Source organism: Bacillus sp. S14(2024) (genome assembly GCF_050473785.1).
GTDB lineage: Bacteria > Bacillota > Bacilli > Bacillales > Bacillaceae_G > Bacillus_A > Bacillus_A yunxiaonensis.
Genome location: NZ_JBFLUP010000006.1, coordinates 2,319,440 through 2,340,455 on the forward strand (window position 1 = coordinate 2,319,440; position 21,016 = coordinate 2,340,455).

The 21,016-nt window shown below is 32.2% G+C and carries 22 protein-coding genes and 1 pseudogene; 17 read left to right on the top strand and 6 right to left on the bottom strand.

Features of this window, described 5'->3' with window-relative positions; all coding sequences use genetic code 11:
* The first annotated feature begins 187 nt into the window (after positions 1-187).
* The 5 genes from AB1279_RS12085 to AB1279_RS12105 all read left to right on the top strand — a co-directional run bounded on the left by AB1279_RS12085 (position 188) and on the right by AB1279_RS12105 (position 3,952).
* Positions 188-970: a TrmB family transcriptional regulator gene (locus AB1279_RS12085; RefSeq protein WP_429749575.1), complete on the top strand. Its 783-nt coding sequence runs from the start codon at positions 188-190 to the stop codon at positions 968-970.
* 385 nt (positions 971-1,355) lie between these two features.
* Positions 1,356-1,922: a sigma-70 family RNA polymerase sigma factor gene (locus tag AB1279_RS12090; RefSeq protein WP_429758978.1), complete on the top strand. Its 567-nt coding sequence runs from the start codon at positions 1,356-1,358 to the stop codon at positions 1,920-1,922.
* Complete coding sequence (locus AB1279_RS12095; protein ID WP_429758980.1) at positions 1,919-3,019, top strand: DUF4179 domain-containing protein; 1,101 nt, start codon at positions 1,919-1,921, stop codon at positions 3,017-3,019. Before AB1279_RS12090 ends, AB1279_RS12095 begins: the two co-directional genes overlap by 4 nt.
* Positions 3,020-3,143: 124 nt before the next feature.
* Positions 3,144-3,392: a GlsB/YeaQ/YmgE family stress response membrane protein gene (locus AB1279_RS12100; RefSeq protein WP_429749579.1), complete on the top strand. Its 249-nt coding sequence runs from the start codon at positions 3,144-3,146 to the stop codon at positions 3,390-3,392.
* Between the two features lie 164 nt (positions 3,393-3,556).
* The gene (locus AB1279_RS12105) at positions 3,557-3,952 is read left to right on the top strand and encodes a cytosolic protein (RefSeq protein WP_230576506.1); all 396 of its coding nucleotides are present in this window, start codon (positions 3,557-3,559) and stop codon (positions 3,950-3,952) included.
* A 21-nt stretch (positions 3,953-3,973) separates the two neighbouring features.
* Here AB1279_RS12105 and AB1279_RS12110 read toward each other — a convergent pair whose 3' ends face one another.
* A complete protein-coding gene (locus AB1279_RS12110; protein WP_429758981.1) occupies positions 3,974-5,185 on the bottom strand; it encodes an MDR family MFS transporter in 1,212 nt (403 codons plus the stop codon).
* Positions 5,186-5,285: 100 nt separating this feature from the next.
* On the opposite strand from AB1279_RS12110, the gene AB1279_RS12115 reads away from it, so the two are divergent.
* The 5 genes from AB1279_RS12115 (at position 5,286) to AB1279_RS12135 (ending at position 9,552) form a co-directional block, all read left to right on the top strand.
* Complete coding sequence (locus AB1279_RS12115) at positions 5,286-7,055, top strand: ABC transporter substrate-binding protein (protein WP_429758983.1); 1,770 nt, start codon at positions 5,286-5,288, stop codon at positions 7,053-7,055.
* A gap of 194 nt (positions 7,056-7,249) precedes the next feature.
* Positions 7,250-7,873 (top strand): YhbD family protein, encoded by a 624-nt coding sequence (locus tag AB1279_RS12120; RefSeq protein ID WP_429758984.1) that lies wholly within the window; start codon positions 7,250-7,252, stop codon positions 7,871-7,873.
* Between the two features lie 7 nt (positions 7,874-7,880).
* Positions 7,881-8,597, top strand: coding sequence for a polymer-forming cytoskeletal protein (locus AB1279_RS12125; RefSeq protein WP_429761375.1), 717 nt, complete (start codon positions 7,881-7,883; stop codon positions 8,595-8,597).
* Positions 8,598-8,623: 26 nt separating this feature from the next.
* Positions 8,624-9,331, top strand: coding sequence for a cytoplasmic protein (locus AB1279_RS12130; RefSeq protein ID WP_429758985.1), 708 nt, complete (start codon positions 8,624-8,626; stop codon positions 9,329-9,331).
* A gap of 23 nt (positions 9,332-9,354) precedes the next feature.
* Positions 9,355-9,552 (top strand): hypothetical protein, encoded by a 198-nt coding sequence (locus AB1279_RS12135; RefSeq protein WP_429761553.1) that lies wholly within the window; start codon positions 9,355-9,357, stop codon positions 9,550-9,552.
* Positions 9,553-9,627: 75 nt separating this feature from the next.
* Here the strand turns inward: AB1279_RS12135 and AB1279_RS12140 are convergent, their stop codons facing one another.
* Entirely contained in the window at positions 9,628-9,948 is a 321-nt protein-coding gene (locus AB1279_RS12140) for a hypothetical protein (RefSeq protein ID WP_429749594.1), read from the bottom strand.
* A 275-nt stretch (positions 9,949-10,223) separates the two neighbouring features.
* On the opposite strand from AB1279_RS12140, the gene AB1279_RS12145 reads away from it, so the two are divergent.
* Positions 10,224-11,081, top strand: a complete 858-nt coding sequence (locus tag AB1279_RS12145; RefSeq protein ID WP_429758986.1) for a DegV family protein — start codon at positions 10,224-10,226, stop codon at positions 11,079-11,081.
* A 522-nt stretch (positions 11,082-11,603) separates the two neighbouring features.
* Positions 11,604-11,834 carry a hypothetical protein gene (locus AB1279_RS12150; RefSeq protein ID WP_429761376.1) on the top strand — a complete coding sequence of 77 codons (231 nt, stop codon included), beginning with the start codon at positions 11,604-11,606 and terminating at the stop codon, positions 11,832-11,834.
* A 62-nt stretch (positions 11,835-11,896) separates the two neighbouring features.
* Here the strand turns inward: AB1279_RS12150 and AB1279_RS12155 are convergent, their stop codons facing one another.
* Positions 11,897-13,057: a tyrosine-type recombinase/integrase gene (locus tag AB1279_RS12155; RefSeq protein WP_429758987.1), complete on the bottom strand. Its 1,161-nt coding sequence runs from the start codon at positions 13,055-13,057 to the stop codon at positions 11,897-11,899.
* Positions 13,058-13,391: 334 nt separating this feature from the next.
* Here AB1279_RS12155 and AB1279_RS12160 point away from each other — a divergent pair, with 334 nt between their 5' ends.
* Positions 13,392-14,375: a DNA-binding protein gene (locus AB1279_RS12160; protein WP_429758988.1), complete on the top strand. Its 984-nt coding sequence runs from the start codon at positions 13,392-13,394 to the stop codon at positions 14,373-14,375.
* 115 nt (positions 14,376-14,490) lie between these two features.
* Here AB1279_RS12160 and AB1279_RS12165 read toward each other — a convergent pair whose 3' ends face one another.
* Positions 14,491-14,898: a hypothetical protein gene (locus AB1279_RS12165; RefSeq protein WP_429758989.1), complete on the bottom strand. Its 408-nt coding sequence runs from the start codon at positions 14,896-14,898 to the stop codon at positions 14,491-14,493.
* Positions 14,874-15,140 (bottom strand): recombinase family protein, encoded by a 267-nt coding sequence (locus AB1279_RS12170; protein WP_429758990.1) that lies wholly within the window; start codon positions 15,138-15,140, stop codon positions 14,874-14,876. The genes AB1279_RS12165 and AB1279_RS12170 overlap by 25 nt, the downstream gene beginning before the upstream one ends.
* A 600-nt stretch (positions 15,141-15,740) precedes the next feature.
* Here AB1279_RS12170 and AB1279_RS12175 point away from each other — a divergent pair.
* Positions 15,741-16,691: a nucleoside hydrolase gene (locus tag AB1279_RS12175; protein ID WP_429758991.1), complete on the top strand. Its 951-nt coding sequence runs from the start codon at positions 15,741-15,743 to the stop codon at positions 16,689-16,691.
* Between the two features lie 485 nt (positions 16,692-17,176).
* Here AB1279_RS12175 and AB1279_RS12180 read toward each other — a convergent pair whose 3' ends face one another.
* Entirely contained in the window at positions 17,177-17,746 is a 570-nt protein-coding gene (locus tag AB1279_RS12180) for a hypothetical protein (protein WP_429758992.1), read from the bottom strand.
* 228 nt (positions 17,747-17,974) lie between these two features.
* Here AB1279_RS12180 and AB1279_RS12185 point away from each other — a divergent pair, with 228 nt between their 5' ends.
* The 3 genes and pseudogenes from AB1279_RS12185 (at position 17,975) to AB1279_RS12195 (ending at position 21,010) form a co-directional block, all read left to right on the top strand.
* Positions 17,975-18,577, top strand: coding sequence for a DJ-1/PfpI family protein (locus AB1279_RS12185; protein WP_429758993.1), 603 nt, complete (start codon positions 17,975-17,977; stop codon positions 18,575-18,577).
* A gap of 448 nt (positions 18,578-19,025) precedes the next feature.
* Positions 19,026-20,462 (top strand): FAD-binding oxidoreductase, encoded by a 1,437-nt coding sequence (locus AB1279_RS12190; RefSeq protein ID WP_429758995.1) that lies wholly within the window; start codon positions 19,026-19,028, stop codon positions 20,460-20,462.
* Positions 20,459-21,010 (top strand): annotated as a pseudogene (locus AB1279_RS12195) (MFS transporter). The gene AB1279_RS12190 and the pseudogene AB1279_RS12195 overlap by 4 nt, the downstream one beginning before the upstream one ends.
* The last annotated feature ends 6 nt before the right edge of the window (positions 21,011-21,016 follow it).

Here is a 21,016-nt window from a genome sequence, read left to right on the forward strand (position 1 = left end):
ATGTATTTGTGAACAAAAATTTGAAAATAATGGCTAATAGGAAACATTGAACAATTGAATTTAATTAGATGTTAGCAATTCAAAACACCATAGAAATCATTTACTAAATTGTTGTTTAACGATACTATTAGTTTTAGAAGGATAAAATTACTAATTGTTATTTAAACGCTTATATAGGAAGGTTATTATGGAGAAACTTTTACAAAAAATTCAGTCGCTAGGTTTCAATCAATACGAAGCGAAAGCCTATGTAGCTCTAGTATATTTAGGAGCATCAAGCGCTTACCAAGTAAGTAAACAATCTGGTGTTCCCCGCGCTCGTATTTATGAAGTATTAGAAGGATTAGAGAAAATAGGTGTAGTTATGAAAGAAGAGGTAAATGAAGCTGCACAATATTCTCCCTTACCTGTTGATGTCTTTCTAGAATCAATTAAACAAAAGTGGGAAGATACATATACATCTGTACAACAAGAATTAAAAATATTTGAGAGTCAACGACCTAAGGCTGATCCGCATGTTACAACTATAAAAGGAGAAGAAACTATTCTTTCATTTTGTCGCATTCTGCTCCGCCGAGCTCAGCGCAGAATCATTGTATCTATTTGGGATGCTATGTATGAACAACTTGAAGACGACTTAAAAGAAATGCAAAAGATTTGTAGTCTAAAGGGAATTGTCTTTCAGGTTGAGAATCCATTGCCAGGTCTAGTGCTACATCGTAAGACCGATTACGTAGACAATATCGGAGAAAAAAAGTGGTTTATTATTTCTATTGACGGTAAAGAAATGATTTATGGTCATCCTGTAGAACAAAATGGAAATGCCTTTTATACAGACGATCCTGTACATGTGTCTTTATTGGAAAATTACATATGGCATGATGTACTAGTGAATCGATTAATGCAAGAATATAAGGCTAATTTACAACCTTGGATTTCTACAGAAAGAGAAAAGTTCTTTAAAAAATAATCACATTCGCATTATTTTTCAACGATAGAATATGGGAACAATACAAAGATTTAAGATATGTATGCAGAGGTCACTTCGTATTTAGTGTAAGTGATCTCTGTATTTTAATGTACATACTTATAATAAAAAGAGCGGACACCAGTAAAATATCTTATCCTCTTTTTCTTTCATATATCCTCTTATAATTTCCTTTAAGTTTAATATCAAAATTTTAGAAAGAAATATCAGTAAACGATCGATATTTCTTTTTTGCCTCCAGTTGCTAAGTTAAGAGTTGTACATATCCAGAAAATGAAAAAATTCACAGTAAACGTGAGAGAAAATCTTTTTTAAAACGTTATATAAAGTGTAAAAGCTTTTATAAAAACATAAGGAGAGTTGTTGCATGAAGTCTAATGATACAAATTTTATTCGGCGATTACAGCGACAAAAAGAAGACGCGCTCGAATTTATAGTAGATACGTATTTGCCATTAATAAAAGGGATCACTTATAAAATCCTTGCCCCGCTTGAAAATAATGGTGTCATAGAAGAATGTGTAAATGATATTTTTCTCTCCATATGGAATAATTCAAAAAAGTTCCATGGAGATCAAGTGGATTTTAAAAAATGGATTTGTGTCATCGCTAAGTTTAAAGCAATTGATTATTATAGAAAAAGTGTTACAAATGTAGAACTTCCTCAAAATTACATGGATTTGAATGCAGAAAAATCAGTAGAAGATGAATTAATTTTAATAGAAAATCGAAATGAACTTATAAAGTTAATTAATCAGTTAGAGCCTGTTGATCGAGAGATTTTTATTATGAAGTTTCTTCTAGGTTTGAAGACGGAAGATATAGCAGAAAAATTTGGTTTAACTAGAGCGGCTATAGATAATCGGATTTATCGAGGTAAAAAGAAGCTACATAAAAATGCTACAAATCTTAACTTTGGAGGTAGTGTAGTATGAAGGATATTTATGAGTTATTAAATGATATAAATATAGATGAAACAGAATTTGAGGAAATGGAAGTAAATGAATTTGAAAAGGCGAAAGTGAAACGTGCTTTAAAACAATCCATACATGAGAAGAAAAATACAAAAAGTTGGAAAATGAAAATCGCCGCAGCTGCAGTTATTGTTGGTTTATCAGCTACAACTTTCGGATTAGCGTTTCCTACTTATGCAGGGGGTTTACCTATAATAGGTGATGTTTTTCGATTTTTAGATAATGGGAGAACGGGTCTATATGATCGTTATAAAGAGTTTTCTACTGAAATGAATATGACAAAAGAAAATAAAGGCATTAAAGTCACTATCAATGATGCGATTTTTGATGGGAAAACAGTATCATTAACCTATTCTATAGAAAGTGAGAAAGATTTAGGTGATGATCCTATTTTATTGGATAGTTTAGACATAATGGGGACAGATGGGATGACAGGCAGCGCTCGAATTTCAAAGGTTGCTGAAAAGAAGTATGTAGGTTTGGTAACAGCTACTCATCATAATGAAAGCAAAAAAGATTCTATAAATGTAAGATGGAATGTAGAAAGTATAACAATTCCAAATCAGAAGAAAGAGATAAAAGGAAACTGGAATTTTGCTTTTACTTTAAAAGCAATAAACAGTAAGGAAAAACCAATTATTGGAAGTTCGAAAAAAGATGGTGTACAAGTAAATATGGAGAAATTAGCAATAACACCGATGTCATTCATTGTTTACTACAACCAGGAGGTTTCTAAGGAAGTTAGAAAAAAATGGGATGATGTAGATGTGGAATTAGAAATTAAAGATGATTTAGGAAATCGATATTCGGGTGAAGGAAATGGGGGAAGAGGTACAGATCCATTTAACATAAGCTGGAGTAAAACTTTCCAAAAGCTTGATAAAAGTGCAACAAAACTAATCATAACTCCTCATGTTAACTTACGAATCCATACTCCTAATAATCACGGCGGAGTAGAAATGACAGGAGGAAAAGAAAAGAAAATTCAAGTACCAGAAAAATCTGGAGGAGAGAAGAATTTTGTTTTAGAAGATATTGTTATTGATTTAACGGAATAACAATTTTATATGCATATTTTTATGCATAGTTCCATAACAATGTAGTAAAACTAATGAATGATAAGTAATTTCGTATTTGTTTCATGTATAACTCTGTATATAGTTATAAGGAGGAAATAACGTTATGTCATTCATATGGTCATTAATCGTTGGCGGCATTTTAGGATGGTTTGCTAGCTTACTTGTTGGAAAAGATGTTCCTGGTGGTGTTATTGGTAATATAATTGCCGGCATCATCGGTTCTTGGATTGGTACAGCTTTACTTGGAAAGTTTGGGCCAGTTATTGGTGGCTTTTACATTATACCAGCTTTAATTGGTGCCCTTATACTTATCTTTATCGTTAGCTTTTTGCTTCGCATGATGAAAAAATGAAACAATGGGGCTGTTTACTTCAAGTAGGCAGTCTTTTTTGTTGATGCCCGATTGGTTCAACTAACCATAAGTAGAAAAACCGCCTACTTATAGAAGTTTCACTTTATTTTGTGTTATGTTAATAAATCTGTTATGCTAGGAACATACCATTTGGAGGTGTCAACATGAAAAATTTTACAGTTAATTTTCATCAAGAAGACAATGCAAAAGCAACGACTGTTTATAAATTAAATGAAGATGACTTTAATAAAGCAACAGAAGGCGGAACTCGTCATCTGTTTGATTTAGATACAAATGTTGGTTTTTTTGTATTCTTTGATGCAGAAGATACAGAAGGTAATGAGCAATATTTAATGCTTCAATATGAAGGTGATCAAGAAGAACCTATCGCTTGCTACGGTTTCGATTTAAAGCTATTTTATCAATTTGTAGCACTATATTTAAATGATCTTGAATTCCAAGGTGAAACAGATGAAGAAGAGGAAGAATATGGTCCAATTCATCATTTAGCTCACTTGCTGTATCATATTGTTGAAGATGGAAAAGAGATTGAAGCTTAATTACATAAGAAAGGCTGTTCCTTATGCGGACAGCCTTTTTGTTTTGTCTTGTTTAAGAATATAATTTATAAAGAAATATTGGCTGATGCCCCCGATAATAAGAAATACAGCGCAAATATTAAATAAGAAACTCCCGCTAAAATGTTGTAATAATAACGCTCCAGCCGCTGGACCAAGCATTCGTGAAATATCCCAGTGCGTACCGTAAATAGAGAAATAAATTCCTCGCATATGTTCCGGTGCTAATTCTGAAACAAAGCGTAACAGATGATTTAACGCTATACTTTCTCCAATTGTTAAAATTAATAGTGTGAAAAATAGTAACCATAATGTATTGGAGTAGCCGTAACCAATCGCTGCAATCGTATAGCAAATATAAGAAATAACAATAATTTTTTGCATAGAAAATTTCTCCGCCCATTTTACGACTCCTACTTGCAAAACGATCTCCATAATCCCTTTACATGTAGCCATAAAGGTAAAAACAAACATAAAATTAGTGAATAATTCCTTTTCAGCATAAAGACGATAATTCGTTTCCATTTGTGCGTAGAAAAAACTAATAGGCAGCATAAAAACCATAAGTCCAAATACGCTATAATGTTTTGAGAGAAAATGCTTCCATTTCGTAGGTGTAGTTTTTTGTTCATCATATTGTAGAAGTGGAGCAGTCTCTGGGAGCTGTGTCCATACAAGAACAGAATAGAGAAATAAAGCAGCAGCTTCTAAAATAAAAAGAATGGTTGGATCATCTTTGTAGAATAGATATCCAATCGCTGGACCAATGATGGCTCCGACGGCTCCAACTGTTTGAATGAGAGCAAATACTTCAGCTTGCTTTTCTTTCTCTGTTACATCAGCAATTTGTGCTCGTTGCGCAGGAATATAAAGAGAACGTCCAAGACCATTCATAATGTAGAAGAGAGCGAATGGTATAACAGATTCCGCGAAAATAAAACCAGTCATAGCACATGCCTGTAAGAGTAATCCAATTAAAATAATTACTTTTCTGCCAAAGCGATCTGTAATACTACCACCAAAAAGTGTAAATAGAATTTCACTAAGCGGTTGTAATCCAAAAAGCAACATGGTAAACAAGGCGTTTCCGTTTAAGGCTTTGTTCACATATATGATAAAAATAAGTGCGAGCATTGCTCCTGTTATACTCGTTAGCAGTTCTCCAACTAACCGAATCCATATAGGTTTGCAATAACGTTTTGTCAATATCATCATTTCATTCTCTCCTTTCTATATGGAAATTTTATGATGGAAAGGAAAGAGGAAAAAGAGTAGAATGAAGCAAAGAAATTTTTCATCTTTTAGGGGGATATGTATGGTAATTTTGGATCATTACATACAGCTTTGGCTTCAGTATGCAAAGGGGAAAGAACTTGGTGAAAAGATAGAAATATCGCTGCAAGACATCTCGAAAACATTATATTGTACTGATCGAAATAGCAAATTCACAATAAAAAAACTAGAAGAAATACAATGGATTAGTTGGTTACCAGGACGGGGAAGAGGAAATCGATCTAAAATCGCTTTTTTACAAGATCCCGCATTGCTTATTTATGAAAAAGGAAAAGAACTTGTAAAACAAGGTGAAATTAAAAGCGGCAAAACCTTTATTCAAACATATGAAGAGTATTTTCCGTGCATATTAGAACAATTTCAAACATGGATTGACACACTTTTTGGATATCATATTGAACAGTCACCTAAAGGAAGAATCGATGTTTTACGATTAAACATGCGCATAAGCCCAATTATATGCCTTGATCCTATGTATGTTACGCTTCGATCTGAATGCCATATTGTTAAGCATGTCTGTGATACACTCGTTCATTACAATGAAACGACAAATGAAATAGAACCACGTCTCGCTTTTTATTGGGAATACAATCATACACATAAAATATGGACATTTTATCTTCGAAAAGGCGTTTGTTTTCATAATCAAAAACCGTTTACTGCACATGATGTCAAGTATACGTTCAAACGTTTTTTAAGTACAAAAGACAATCCTTATCGCTGGATGCTACAAGATATTGAAAAAATACATATTGTAGATGAATATACAATTGAAATTCATTTACAAACAGAAAATGAATTATTTTTACATATTTTAGGAGGGGAACATTGTTCTATTATTTCTGAATCACAGGAGAATGAGCAATACATATTAAATGGAACAGGTCCATTCAAACTTGTTAAAAATGATGATGCATTACTTATTTTAGAAGTAAATCCATTGTATTTTCGCGAGCGCCCATTTCTTGATCGTATTGAACTTTGGTATTCCCAAGATATAAGTAGTTATGGTGGTTATGAAGTATTATTAGGTTCTTTACACCATGATAGAAAGGGCGTTCAAAAAGAAACGTCTCAATTAGAAGCGAACGTAACATACATTACACTCAATACAAAAAAGCAAGGTCCAATGCAACATATAGCCTTTCGGCAAGCTTTAAAACAAATTATCAACGGCATGCAAATATTAAACGATTTAAAAGGTGAACGTGGAGAAGTAGCAACGAATCTGTTATTAGGAAAAACAATCGAAATAAAGAAAGAAAGTTCAATTAAAGAGCTATTAGAAATAAGTGGGTATAGAGGAGAAACATTATATTTATATACCTTCCAAGATCAAGATCATGTTGAGGATTCACATTGGGTTCAAAGGGAATGTGCCAAGTATGGAATTAAGATAGAACTATCTTTTTTAGATGCACATGAACTTCTTACACTTCGAACAATACAAGAAGCTGATCTGATTCATGATAGTGCTACAATAAGTGAACACGCTGAATTAAGTTATCTATATTTACTGCTAACGACAAATAGTTTTCTCCATCAGCATAGCTCTTTCAATTTAAATGAGAAGTTGAAACATGTATTTAAGGAACAAAATCGGAGTGTGCGTATGCAATTGTTAGGGGAAACGGAAGAAGAGCTGCTAGAGTGTATTCATATAATTCCTTTGTATCGAAATTATATGACGATACATACACATGAGGGCATACAAAATGTAGCAATTAACTCCCAGGGCTGGATTAATTTTTATCATATATGGTTTAAATATTTACATAACGTAACAAGGTAGTGAAACAAAGTGCTCATAACCCATCATTTCTTCAAGCGTCATACGATGAAATGATGGGTTTTTAGATAGATTAGATAAAACTGTACTAAGCATAGCGCTGATTTTTATTCTATTTTTCATAAAGATGGAATAATGCGCCTTTACAGCGTAACAATGTTATGTTACATTGAATAAAAAGAAGGGAGAGCAAAACTTTGAATCAGGACTTAATTTCGAAAAAAGATTTGTTAGATCTTACGGGAATCTCTTATGGTCAGCTTTATAGGTGGAAAAGAAAAAATTTAATACCAGAAGATTGGTTTGTGCGAAAATCAACATTTACTGGCCAAGAGACATTTTTTCCTAAAGAAAAAATTTTAGATAGAATCGAAAAAATTCAGACGATGAAAGAGAATTTGTCTCTTGATGATTTAGCAAACATGTTTTCACCAAATGTGACTGAGATTAGTTTAAGTAAGGAAGGGATTATACAACGCGGGATTGCTTCAGAGCCAGTTGTACGTTTCTTTATAGAGCAACATCAAGAAATAGCTGAATTTCGTTTTTCAAAAATTCTTTTCGTTTATATTTTAGAAAAAATTCTTCAGTCTGGAGAGATTAGCCTTGAAGAAGGGAAAATGGTGTTACATGTGTTAAATGAACACTATGAAACGATGAAGAATAAAAATGGCGAACTTATTTTCATTCGAAAACTAGGTGTTTCAACATGTTTCTTACTTTCGAGCGTAGAGGATATTTATTTTGATCAGGGTACTAAAATTGTGATTCGTTTACCTTTAATGAATTGTACAGAAGAATTAAAAACGAAGTTGTTGTGATGGAGGGATAGTAGTGAAAACAAATGATTTATTAATTAATGGTTATGGAACAGCGAACGGAGGGCAGTTTCGTAATGTCCAATTAAACGGAAGAGGAATTGTAAATGGGGATTTAGAATGCATTGATTTTGAATGTAATGGCTCTGGTCATGTAAATGGAGATTTGAAAGCTGAAAAAATAAAAATAAGTGGTTCAGGAAAGATAAATGGAAAAATAGATGCTCAACATATGAGTATTGAAGGAAGCGGTAGTATATATGAGGATGCAACTGTAAAGAAAATGAAAATTTCGGGTAAAGGGACAGTTGCTGGAAATATATCAGGTGAAGATATAAACATTCGTGGTAAAGCTATTATTGATGGTAATTGTGAGGTAGATACCTTCACATCAGAAGGACAATTCATCGTGGGTGGATTATTGAGTGCAGATGAAATTCAAATTGATATTCATGGAGAATGTAAGGCAAAAGAAATAGGCGGTCAAACGATTAACATAAGATATAAGAAATCAGGTTTAAATTGGCTTTTCAAAACAATGTTTTCTCCTCGCTTGGAAGCAGAGCTTATAGAGGGCGATAACATCAACATTGAACATACAAACATTCATACCATTCGTGGTAACAATGTTACGATTGGACCAGATTGTGAAATAAATCTTGTTGAATACACTGGAGTTTGTAATATTGATAAAAACGCCAAAGTAAATGAAAGCAGAAAAATTTAAATTTTTAATAGGAAGAGGATGATTACATGAAAGAACAATATAATCTCAGTTTAAATGGCTCAGGTAATTCGTCAGGTGGTGTTTACAATAACGTCAAGATTCGCGGAGAAGGAACAATTTTAGATGATATTGATTGTGATGTGTTTAAAACGTATGGAACGAGTGAGATTCAAGGGAATATAAAGACACGCCAAGTAACTGTGTTTGGTGAAACAAAAGTTCGTAAAGATTTGCATTCAGAAAATGTAAAAGTTTACGGTACTCTTGAAGTTGGCGGTATGGCAGATGTAACACGTACAAAAGTGCGAGGAACGTTTGATATTGGTGAGAATTTTACAGGTGAAGAAATTGATGTAGCCGGTGGAATGAATGTGAAAGGAAACTTAGAGGCAGAGAATTTTAATCTAAATGGGGGCTGCACTATTACAGGGATGTTGAATGCTGGAAAAATTAATATTGTTCTAAGATATGAGCACAGCAACGTAGAAGAAATAGGAGGCGAGAAGATTACAGTTCGAAAAAAATCATCTTTCTTTCCTTTCTCAAAACATGGAGGATTTCTTAAAACTCGTGTAATTGAAGGTGATGATATTTATCTTGAATACACAAAAGCTGATGTTGTTCGAGGTAACAATGTTACGATTGGTCCAGGATGTGAAATTAGTGTAGTAGAATATCATGAAAGTTATAAAAATGCAGCTCAATCACTTGTGAAAGAATATAAACAAATATAATCATATAGAGGAAGGACTATAATATGGTTGCTAAAGGTAGTAAGCTTGGTTTTGTCGTTGCTGGTTTGTTATTTAGTGTATTAATCTTCTCAATCGTTCATACATTCATGTGGGCATTAGTTCCAGCTGGTTTAGCATTTCTATTTATATTCTTAATGGGAAATGAGAAGATGGTCATCCGTAATACAAAGAAGGAAGTAAAGAATGTAAGTGAAAATTAACGAAAAAAGACTCTTTTCATATTATTTATGAAGAGAGCCTTTTTATTTTAATGACTCCTAACTAACAAACTGAAATTATTCTGAAATAATTTCGTATTCTTCATCTGCAAGTAATAAAATTTGCATTTTTTTACCTTTGTTATGTACTTCAATTACATCGTATGTGCCTAAGTTTTTAATTTTACTTGTTGAAGCATTTACCATACCTTCAACAGAGTCGATTAAAATATCTTCTTCAATGTAGGATTCAGGCAAAGACATATCTTCAGTTTCTAATACACATGCATATAAATTTTGTAAATCAGTAGCTGTTGGGTTTAATTCCTCAACATCAATTATATTCTTTACTGCATCTACATGTTCTTCTTTTGGTTGATATACTTTAATTTTAGACATATTTTATTCTCCTTTATTTCTTAATCTAAGAGGCTATATATTATTATAACGGTTTTCATGAAAAACATGAAATAGTAATTATGGCTATAAATGAAAAAACATTTTTTTATTTATATTAGAAAAAATTCATTGCTGTTTTTCTTCATGAATACAATATAACAGAAATGTTTTATATAAGATTTTTCGCTTTCTTAATCCATGCAATGCATATATAATTTAAATGGGACTAATCGTATTTTTGTATATTTATAAAAAGAATTGAGGTTTAACGAACAATGACAATAAAAATCATTACAGATAGTGCGGCAGATTTATCAAAAGAATTACTACAAACTTATGATATAGAGATGATTCCGCTTCGTGTATATGATGAGCAAGAGAATGAATTTCTTGATGGAGTAACGTTAGATCCTATCGACCTACTTCGAAATATGAGAGAAGGGAAAGTATATAAAACATCATTACCTTCTTTAGAAACGATTCAAGAAGTATTCACTACATACGCAAAGCAAGATGTAACATGCATTTATTTAGCTTTTTCTTCTGAACTTTCTGGTACGTATCAATCTTCTGTTCTTGTAGGAGAAGAAGTAAAAGAAGCGTATCCTAATTTTTCATTAGACATTATTGATACAAAATGTGCATCAACTGGCCAAGGACTTGTAGTATTAGAGGCTGCAAAGATGGCAAAAGATGGAGCAACAAAAGAAGAAATTTTAAACCGTATTGCTTTCATGACGAAACATATGGAACACATATTTACTGTTGCAGACTTACAATATTTAGTTCGCGGTGGACGAGTAAGCAAAGTAGCAGGATTTATAGGTGGCTTGTTAAATATTAAGCCTATTTTAAATGTAGAAGATGGAAAACTTATTCCACTTGAAAAGATACGTGGCCGGAAGAAAGTATTTCAGCGTATAGTAGATATTATGGAGACAAGAGGGAAAGATCTTAAAAATCAAACAATTGGAATTTCACACGGTGATGATTTAGAAAGTGTAAACATACTAACAGAAATGATTACTGAAAAATTTGGATGTAAAGTATTTGTAGTAAATTCGATTGGTGCAGCTGTTGGAGCTCATGCTGGCCCAGGAACATTAGCTATATTTTTCTTAAATGAAGTGTAAAAATAAAATGTCTCTTAAAATAAGAGGCATTTTATTTTTATTCCGAAAACCATTATTATCAAATCCTTACATGATTATTATAAAACTACTATATTATATGAGAAAATATCGAAATAAATTTTAATAGAGCGTACCGCGATGTTTTTATTTATCCCGCACTAACGGACAGTAAGCCCCCGACTGATGGAAGTTTCACTTTATTTTTAATCTTCCACAAATATTCGCGCAGGCACAAACAAGTGAGTCAATAATGAAAGCTAAATTAAAACACTGCTTAGGATATCAACTTATTAAAGAAATGAACACATTCAAGAAAAAGGAAACATAATTAGAATTAATGATTGTGGATATGAAGTTTCATTTGATTTACAAATAAAAGAGTAGAACTTCATTAAAAAAATAATTATAATAGTATCTACTTATAAAGACTTTCCACGACAAAACATTGAATTTATTATATAATTTTAACATAATAAATATTGATATAATGGCGTTTAAATTTCATTTTAAGGGTGTATGTTCATGAAAAATATTGATTTTATTCTTGAAAGTGATGAGACATTAAAACCATCGGAACGACTCATTTTATTACTATTAGAAAAACATAGAATATTATATACAAATGATTTACTTGTTTTATCAAATCTATCATATAAAACATTAGTAGATTCTTTAACAACGCTTGTTATGAAATCATATATAATTAAAGAGAGTGGAAAAGGACGTAAGCAAAATAGATATAGTTTAATATAATTCAATTATTGTAAACTACAAAACAGGAAGAGCTCGCAAAATATGCTCTTCCTGTTTTGTAGTTAAAACTCATCCTCATAAATTAAATTTCCTGCATCATGGTCTTTCATTAATCGCTGCTTCAAATAATTTTCTTTTGTTGTACGATCATCTTTATGACCAACAGCTGCTGCAATGATATGTGGTGGTAATTGTTTATAATCATATAAATACTGCACATAAAAATGCCGAAAGAAGTGAGGGGTTATTTTTTCATTTTTTGTAAATGATAAATTAGTTTCTTTTATGATTTTGGTGATATATTGAGACAAATAATTTTCTTTATATGCTGTATGATTTTTTGTTTGAAAAATGGTACCGCCATGCTTAATTCCTAACTCAGTTGGCAAACGGCGGCGGATTCGAAAAGCAATTATCCGTTCAAATACCGCTTTGTTAATTGGTACAATTCGTTCAGAATCACCTTTCGTATTTACATATAAATAATAACGATTACGCAATGTATCATACTCTAAATCTTCCCACTTCGCATGTGCAACCTCCGCAATACGTAGTCCAGTTGTTGCTAATATTGAAAGCAGAGCATAATTGATAGGATTATTTTTATAATATGACAGTAATTGCTTTACTTCTTCATAAGATAATTCTCTTCTTGGTTTATGTTTTTTCGTTATTGTTGTACTCAGTATGTCAATGTATACAGGCTCTTTAATAAATTCAATTTCATATAGCCATTTTAAAAAGGACCGAGTAATTCGTAGTTTTCGGCTTATCGTTGCTGGTTTATATGCTTCGTTAGATTGATAAGAAATTGCGTCTTCAGCAAGCCACTTTTGATAATTACGAATATGTCTTTTTCTTAAATTTATCCATACTTTACCTTCAATGAAATTCTCCACATCCATTTGTAAAAATTCTATATGTTCTCGAATAAAAAAATAAAACTGTGATAAATCTCTAGAATAAAGAAGACGAGATGTGTCTTTTACTCGTTTTTCTTTATCAAAATGCGTTTGCCGATTTAAATAATAATATAAAATCTCTTCATCAGAAAAATCTTCATATGAATATGTATCCTCACGCTCGTTTTTCTCTTTTCGATCTTCAGCTTGTTTTAAAAAATCTTCATTCCATATTGCAATAGTATTTGCAAATTTTTCTTTACTATTTTTATTGTATAATAACGAATTATGATTATTAATTGGTAATAAATGAAATGCCATATTATATCAAATCCTTATTTATTTTACATATATTATTAATTTAAAAAAATAAAATGTATATACAATTTATTTTAAAGTGTATTTATATAAAATACAACATTGATTCTCAACTATAGAAAATCACACATTTTCTAAGATTTAAAATTGATTTATAAATTTTATATATTATGAGTCTAATTGAAATAATAGAAAAGTTAATTTTAAAATAAAAAGAACTTACGTATGTTTATAGTATAATTATAGTTTCGTATTTATATGTGATATAATAAATTTACATTATGTTATGTTTTTCTTTTAAAGTCTATTTAGTTTTATATAGAAAGGATTTATTTACATGTACGATCATACATACGAACAATATATGGATACAAACGAGGTAAAAGAGTATTTACGTATTACAAGTTTCACATTTAAAAAATTAATGAAAGAAAATAAATTAACTCCAATTAATAAGGATACATGGCGATTAGATGGCAGTTTTTTGTTTCGAAGAGAAGAGGTTACTGTATTACAATCGCAGTTACATACAGAAGGAATCACATTAAACCAAGCAAGTAAACAATTTCATGTTAGTATGTATCAATTATGTAAATGGATTGAAGAAGGGGAATTATCCTATACAATTCAAATACATCGAAATAAAGAAACAAAATTTGTGCAAGAGGAAGGAGTAAAACAATTAGTTGAAAGATTAGATGACGCAAATGCTCTTTATACATATTCTAGAAAATATAATGTTGTTTTATTTCAAAAATTTATACAGGGAAATACAATTGCGCGTATAACGTCTATCCCTAAAAGGGGAAACATTATAGTAACAGATGAATTCGGGAATGATATGACACTGCAAGATGTGAAAGAAAGTGGCTTTTTGCCAGCATATCAATTATCAGATAAACCGAGGAGTCATCATCAAAAATTTGTGAAGTTTCGTTTTTTGAAAACACACAACTTACGCAGTGATATTTTTCAGCGAATTGATTTCTTATTACAATATGTATCACCACGAAATCTTCGGATTTCAGAAGAACACAATTTCTGGATTGTTGAAATTCGTCAATCACTCATTCAAGTTCCTATGCAATTTCAGCAAGAGTGGGTCGATTCTCTTATGCCATATATAATAGAAGGAAAAATAGCAAAACGTCCAAATAATAGTATTTACTTAGACAGCAATAGTGTTACAAAAAGCATTGTACTATCTTCATCTGAGTATCAGTCTATCTCAAACATTGTAAATGAAGAAACAATTTCAATAGAGGAGTTTATTACTTCGGCAATTCGAGAAAAATTAGATCGGCATACAATGAAATATTAAAAGACTTATCATGTAGATAAGTCTTTTAATATACAAAAATATCCAAACTCTCTAAAAAACGACCTTTCAGATTCCTTTTTTAGAGGGTTTTATATAAGTGATAATGTATTTATATCTATAACATATAAAAATCTATACAAAGATTCATAGGCCCCTTAAATCCATTTGGATATATTTGGGTTAATTTTTCTGTATAGAGGTAGCACCACATGCCCATCAACTTAAGAATATTAACTAGACTCAAGAGTATATTTGTTTTTAAAATTGCTTTTTGTTTCTCATTTAATGATTCTAGGTTTATTTTAGGTCTACCTAAATGTTTACCTTTTGCCTTTGCAGATTCAATTTCTGCCCGTTGCCTTTTATTATTATCCTCTCTTTCTTTTTCAGCAACAAAAGAAAGAACCTGTATTACTAAATCAGAAACAAATGCCTTCAAAGTATCCTTATGTTGTGTTGTATCCAGCAATGGTATGTCAATTACTTTAATGTTAGCTTTTATTTCGAAGTAATGATTTCCCATTCCTTTTTTATTTCCTTTGAATTACGGCTAAAACGGTCAATAGATTTTATATAAAGCAAGTCACCTTCGCGTAAACACTGTTTTAATGCTTTATATTGAGGTCGATCGAAGTTTTTTCCACTCTCTTTATCAATAAAAATATCCCTTTCACTGATTCCCAATTCAAGCATTTCATTAAGTTGCCGATCAACGTTTTGGTCCTTGCTGCTTACCAGAATATAACCGAATGTTTTATTTTTCATGGTGTAAGTATCTTTAAGAGATCCTGATGCATCTCCATTCAGCTCATTTTTTTGTTTTGTTGTTCCCCAAAATAAAAAAATGAGCTGAATTCTCATAGACAATTGTGGAAAGATAAAATTTTCGCTTTGGATTACTTCAAAATATTAGCTTGATAGGTATGGGATACTGTCCACATTTTAACGAAAATATACGCTAAGTAAAATTCGACATAAAAAACGTTGATTTTACAACTCTAAGCGGTTTATCCGATTTCAAAAGCGAGGGTATTTGGGACAAATGTAATTCAACCTAAGATAAGTTGAAAATAGCTTGAAATGTGTCTCAAAAGTTATCTCTAAATCAAAGTCTCAATTGGAATTAGTAGCAATGAGTTAAAAGTGTACCTTTACGAATAAAAATGAGCCCAAAGAAGCAAAGAATACTTTGGACTTATTTTTAGATTTTGGTAGTTACATTTTTATCCTAATAAGTGGTTCTATGATAACTACATATGAATAGAATTCACTTTTTAGGAATACATAAAATATATACGTACAAGCCTGGCCAACTCACTACGTCCTTAGTGAAAATAGGATTCTATAAATTTTGGAGGAAAATATATGCAAAAAAAGGTTCTCCTGTTTACAGATTTGGGAATTGATGATGCGTTTGCTATTCTGTATACCTTTTTTCGTAAAGATATTCAACTTGTAGGGATTGTCGCTGATTATGGAAATGTATCAAGAGAGAATGCTATAAGAAATATTAACTATTTGAAGTACATTGCGGGAAGAGAAGAGATACCTGTATTCCTTGGTGCTTCTGTACCGTTGACAGGTATATTGGTTCAGTATTTCCCTGAGGTACATGGAAAAGTCGGATTAGGACCTATCATTCCCCCTGAAATTTCTTATCCAGTGTATCCCTTAAATGATATTTATCAAATTATACATTCAAATTTAGAAGATCTTACAATTATCAATTTGGGAAGACTTTCTTCGTTAGCTACGACCTTTGTATTAAATTTAGAAACAATGCGGAACGTAAGGGAATGCATTTGCATGGGCGGAGCTTTTTTTTATCCAGGTAACGTGACTGCCGTTGCTGAAGCTAACTTTTACGCGGACCCTTATGCAGCAAACTTAATTCTGCAGCATGCGAAGAACTTAACAATTATTCCGTTAAATGTAACTCAACATGCGATTATTACACCCGAAATGGTCCAGCAAATCGATGCATTTCATCGGAATACACAGGATCTTGCAGGACTTATCATCAAACCTATGTTAGACTATTATTATAATTTCTACTCCAAGTCTAATCCCGGTATAAGCGGAAGTCCTATGCATGATTTTGTAACAGTGTGGTATTTGCTGAATCAAGAGGCTGTTAGCTTTTCAAGAGTACCCATTAAAGTAATTCCTGATCAAGGAGAAGGATTTGGTCAAAGCATTGCAGACTTTCGTTTTGTGACTAATCCAGGCTATAAAACGCATAATGTAGCTTTTCAGTTTGATTATAAAAGATTCAAGAAGGATATTATGGAAACGTTCTTAAAGGAGAGATTGTAACATACTTTATTAACTTCAGATAATACGGATTATGTGAATGAAAAATCACCTCAGATTTTTTCTGAAGTGACTTTTCTAGGTTTCTAGATAGAGTAACTACCTATAAGTGATGTTATGGTAACTAACTATATAGGATATTCATTTTTTAAATTCAAATACATTTCGATGTAAGAAATCCTGTCCTAAATCAGCAGATCTATTTGGATTGTAGTAATTTTGGTATGTAGCATTTTTGGGGAGGTGCATTGTGAATCAAAAACCAAAAGTCATCTCCATTGCAGCTGTCTCTGAAGGAGGGAAGATCGCTATAAGGGGTAGCGCCATATCAGCATCAAGTTAAGAAATTGGTTGTTCCCCAAAACAAAAAATGAGCTAAATTCTCATAAATAACTGTTAAATAATAAAATTTTTATTTTGGGGACAGCCGGTTCTATTAGTTTGATAGGCATAAGGCGGGACCCCTATATTTAGTTTACATAATAATTTTATGCGTTAGATTTTGAGTGAAAAAGTAAAGAATGTCTTTCGGTAATTTCGTTATATTGTTTAATTTCATTCATGATTCTTTGTCTTCCTTTTTCACTTGTGTGCCAAGTATCGCGATTAATTTGTCGTGAATCTTGTAGTGGAAGAACATCCAATTTTTTATCTTCCGCAGCATATAGTGAAGCGAGTAACAAAAATCTTCTACAAAAAAAGCTTTTTCCAGCGAGTAATACATTCGTTACTTTTTGATTATTAATCATGTTAAACGCACTTTTTATTACACCTTCTACATTAGAAAAATCTCCTGTAATCGTTTGGATTTTCTCATGAGGAACACCTAATTGAATTAATATTTCTTTATGATATTCAAATTCATTCGCTTGTAGAAACGTATTAAAAATAGAAGGAATGAAAATATATTTTACAACTTCTTGAGAGCAATGTTTTGCAACAAGTTCGTTCAATTCAGGGAAATGACCAGGATGATACAGTATAATATCTGTTTCTGTAAACAAATGTTTGCGGTCTATAAACACTAAATCACTAATTATAGAAAAATAGTTCATCACGATAAATTCCTCCTTATAAAAATAAAGCCCTTTAGAAATTCGATATAGATTGACTAAAATCCTGTATAAGAGTTCGTCAAAAATAATGAATCGCTGATGTTACAAACCTTTGCGGTGAAAGTGTAAATAACATTTTTTTATAAACATTGATAGAGAAAAAATTATGTTATTATTCTGTTAACTCATTTAATATGGGTGGTGCAGATGCTTACAGTTAGGGGGCCAACGATGAATATTCGAATTGTATTATTTGATGGGTTTGACGAACTAGATGCCATAGGACCATATGAGGTATTAAAACGTGCGAATGAGTTCGGAGCAAATTTCGATGTGAAACTGGTTACATTAAATTTGAATTCGGTGACTGGCTTTTATGGCTTAACAGTTGAAGTGAATGATTTTCTTAGTGAAAACAATTGTCCAGATATTTTAATCGTACCTGGTGGCGGATGGAACCATCGAGGGGAGAAGGGAGCAAGAATAGAAGCAGATAAAGGTATATTGCCTGAATTGATCGCTAAATTTTATAAGCAGGGAGCTATTATCGCTGGTGTCTGTACGGGCGGAATGTTAATGGCTGTTTCAGGAGTTACAGCAGGACGGAAAACTACTATGCACCATCTTGCTAAAAATGAAATGGAATCATACGGTTGTGAAGTGTTAAGTGCTAGAATTGTTGATGATCATGATATTATTACAGCAAGAGGAGTGACTTCCGGTATTGATTTAGCTCTATGGCTCATTGAACGATTTGTAAATTCTGAAGTAGCTTATTTAGTTGAAAGAAGACTAGAGTATGAAAAAAGAGGTACGGTATGGAGAAGAGCATAATTTTAATTTACTGAAGAAAGAAATAGGTATTTTGAGGAAATTGGTACTTTACGATAAAGTGCCGATTTTTTTATTTATCCCACTATTCATTGGTTAAAAGATTTAAAGAAAACAAAAAAGATACCTCTACTAATGAAAATATCGCTTTATCCCGCATTAACGGGCAGTAATACTCCCACCTCAAAATTCGGTGAAGGCATTGTCCGGCTCTAGCGGCTAGAATCTCCGGTCGTTTCGCCCTGCGATTCTGAGCAAGCCGCTTCCGCTTTTCTAAAGAAGTTAGGGGGGAGATAAACTGCCCGTAAAAGCCCGGTTGGTGAGGGCTAATAGTCAGTGGGAGATGAAGAAAACCCAAACTGACTAAAGTTTTACTTTATTTACCTAAAAACAAATGATATAATTTCAACAAAAGTGTAATATTACACCCTTATTAAAAGGAGAGGATCAATTGAAAAAAGGTAAAATAATAATTTCTTTAACCATATACATTACCTTGCTAACTGTATCAGTACATACGTATAAGCAGCAACTAACTCAGCCTGTTATAACAGATTCAGGACGATTACTTCCTACAAAGGTTAAGCGAATAGAGAGTGTTGAAGATGAAAAGAAGCTCCAAAAATTAGTTCGAGATGCAAATACTTCAAATGAAAAACTCTCTATTGCGGGGATGCAGCATACTCAAGGCGGCCATACATATTATCCGAATGGTACTGTATTAGATATGAAAAATTATAATAAAATATTGGAGTTCAATCCGAAACAAAAAAGAATAAGAGTGCAAAGCGGTGCAACGTGGAATGACATTCAAAAAGTTATTAATCCATATGGCCTTTCCATTCAAGTTATGCAGTCACAAAACATCTTCACTATTGGTGGTTCTTTAAGTGCGAATGTACACGGAAGGGATATTCGGCATGATGCACTTATAGATACAGTTGATTCATTTCGTTTGTTAATGGCAGACGGCACAATTAAAAATGTAAGTAGAAATGAAAACTCAGCACTATTCTCTCTAGTAATTGGAGGGTATGGTTTATTTGGAGTCATCTTAGATGTAACGCTGAAGTTAACAGAAGATGAACTGTATCAAATACGAACGAAAACGTTAGACTATGATCAATATGTTTCCTATTTCAAGGAACATGTTGAAGGTGATGAAGGGGTGCGCATGCATTTAGCTCGTATTTCTGTCGCACCAGATTCATTTTTACGTGAGATGTATGTGACAAATTATGTTTTCGTTACGAATCAAGAAAAGCGAGAGCGGTATAGTACTTTAAAAGAAGAGACAAATGTTGCCCTGCCAAAGTTTTTTCTTGGATTATCTAGGTACAGTGATTGGGGAAAAACGATGTTTTGGAATATCCAAAAAAAATATTTTGAACGTACGAATGGGTCTTATAAAACTCGTAACAATGTAATGCGATCAGATAGTGCATTCATGGAATATGAAAATCCGAATTATACAGAAATTTTACAAGAGTACTTTATTCCTGCTGATCACTTTTCTTCGTATATTGATGATTTGCGAAAGGTATTAGAACAGGAAGAACTAAATCTTCTTAATATTACTGTTCGATATGTGAAAAAAAACGATAGCGCGGTTTTGTCATATGCGAAAGAGGATATGTTTGCTCTTGTACTGCTTATCAATCAAGGACGCTCTAAAGAAGACATACAAAAGACGAAAAAAGTGATACAGAAGATGGTAAACGTTACTTTACAACATAATGGAAGCTATTATTTGCCATATTATCCTTATACAGATAAACAGCAATTACAAGATGCCTACTTCCGTATAAACGAATTCTTTCAAAAAAAGAGGGAGTATGATCCACAAGAACGGTTTGTTAATCTATTTTATAAGGAGTATGGTCAATGACATATACAAGATTTGTAGTTTCACAAAGTCTCATTATGATGGCAGGAAGTATGGTATTTCCTTTCTATGTATTACTACTTAGAAATGTAGGAAATAGTTTTTCACAATTTGGCTGAGCATATGGTTTATTTACGTTAACATCAGCACTTGTTTACCCTCTGATTGGTAGAATCTCCGATCGATTCGGTGATAGAAAGCTCTTAATCATATATTCTTGGTCAATGGCTATTATGATGCTATGTTTTCCAATTGCTACAGAAGTTTGGCATGTTTATATTTTACAAATTATGATGGGGTGTTTGGGAGCTATTCAGAAAAATGCAGAAAAAACATCGCTTGCCCGAAAGGTAGAACGTCAAGAGGCTGGTTATGAAATCGGAAAATATCACGTATGGACATCCTTAGGAGCAGGAATAGCTATTATTCTAACAGGATATTTAGTTGATTTTTTAACCATTGGAACTATTTTTTATGTCGCTTCAATTCTATATATGATAAGCGGTATCATAGTTTGGCGAACAAATAATCCAGCCGCATATAACCGATAACATTTG

Coding starts and splice junctions, on each gene's coding strand:
- AB1279_RS12085 (WP_429749575.1), top strand. CDS start 188: ATGGAGAAACTTTTACAAAAAATTCAGTCGCTAGGTTTCAATCAATAC.
- AB1279_RS12090 (WP_429758978.1), top strand. CDS start 1,356: ATGAAGTCTAATGATACAAATTTTATTCGGCGATTACAGCGACAAAAA.
- AB1279_RS12095 (WP_429758980.1), top strand. CDS start 1,919: ATGAAGGATATTTATGAGTTATTAAATGATATAAATATAGATGAAACA.
- AB1279_RS12100 (WP_429749579.1), top strand. CDS start 3,144: ATGTCATTCATATGGTCATTAATCGTTGGCGGCATTTTAGGATGGTTT.
- AB1279_RS12105 (WP_230576506.1), top strand. CDS start 3,557: ATGAAAAATTTTACAGTTAATTTTCATCAAGAAGACAATGCAAAAGCA.
- AB1279_RS12110 (WP_429758981.1), bottom strand. CDS start 5,185: ATGATGATATTGACAAAACGTTATTGCAAACCTATATGGATTCGGTTA.
- AB1279_RS12115 (WP_429758983.1), top strand. CDS start 5,286: ATGGTAATTTTGGATCATTACATACAGCTTTGGCTTCAGTATGCAAAG.
- AB1279_RS12130 (WP_429758985.1), top strand. CDS start 8,624: ATGAAAGAACAATATAATCTCAGTTTAAATGGCTCAGGTAATTCGTCA.
- AB1279_RS12135 (WP_429761553.1), top strand. CDS start 9,355: ATGGTTGCTAAAGGTAGTAAGCTTGGTTTTGTCGTTGCTGGTTTGTTA.
- AB1279_RS12140 (WP_429749594.1), bottom strand. CDS start 9,948: ATGTCTAAAATTAAAGTATATCAACCAAAAGAAGAACATGTAGATGCA.
- AB1279_RS12145 (WP_429758986.1), top strand. CDS start 10,224: ATGACAATAAAAATCATTACAGATAGTGCGGCAGATTTATCAAAAGAA.
- AB1279_RS12150 (WP_429761376.1), top strand. CDS start 11,604: ATGAAAAATATTGATTTTATTCTTGAAAGTGATGAGACATTAAAACCA.
- AB1279_RS12155 (WP_429758987.1), bottom strand. CDS start 13,057: ATGGCATTTCATTTATTACCAATTAATAATCATAATTCGTTATTATAC.
- AB1279_RS12160 (WP_429758988.1), top strand. CDS start 13,392: ATGTACGATCATACATACGAACAATATATGGATACAAACGAGGTAAAA.
- AB1279_RS12165 (WP_429758989.1), bottom strand. CDS start 14,898: ATGGGAAATCATTACTTCGAAATAAAAGCTAACATTAAAGTAATTGAC.
- AB1279_RS12170 (WP_429758990.1), bottom strand. CDS start 15,140: ATGAAAAATAAAACATTCGGTTATATTCTGGTAAGCAGCAAGGACCAA.
- AB1279_RS12175 (WP_429758991.1), top strand. CDS start 15,741: ATGCAAAAAAAGGTTCTCCTGTTTACAGATTTGGGAATTGATGATGCG.
- AB1279_RS12185 (WP_429758993.1), top strand. CDS start 17,975: ATGAATATTCGAATTGTATTATTTGATGGGTTTGACGAACTAGATGCC.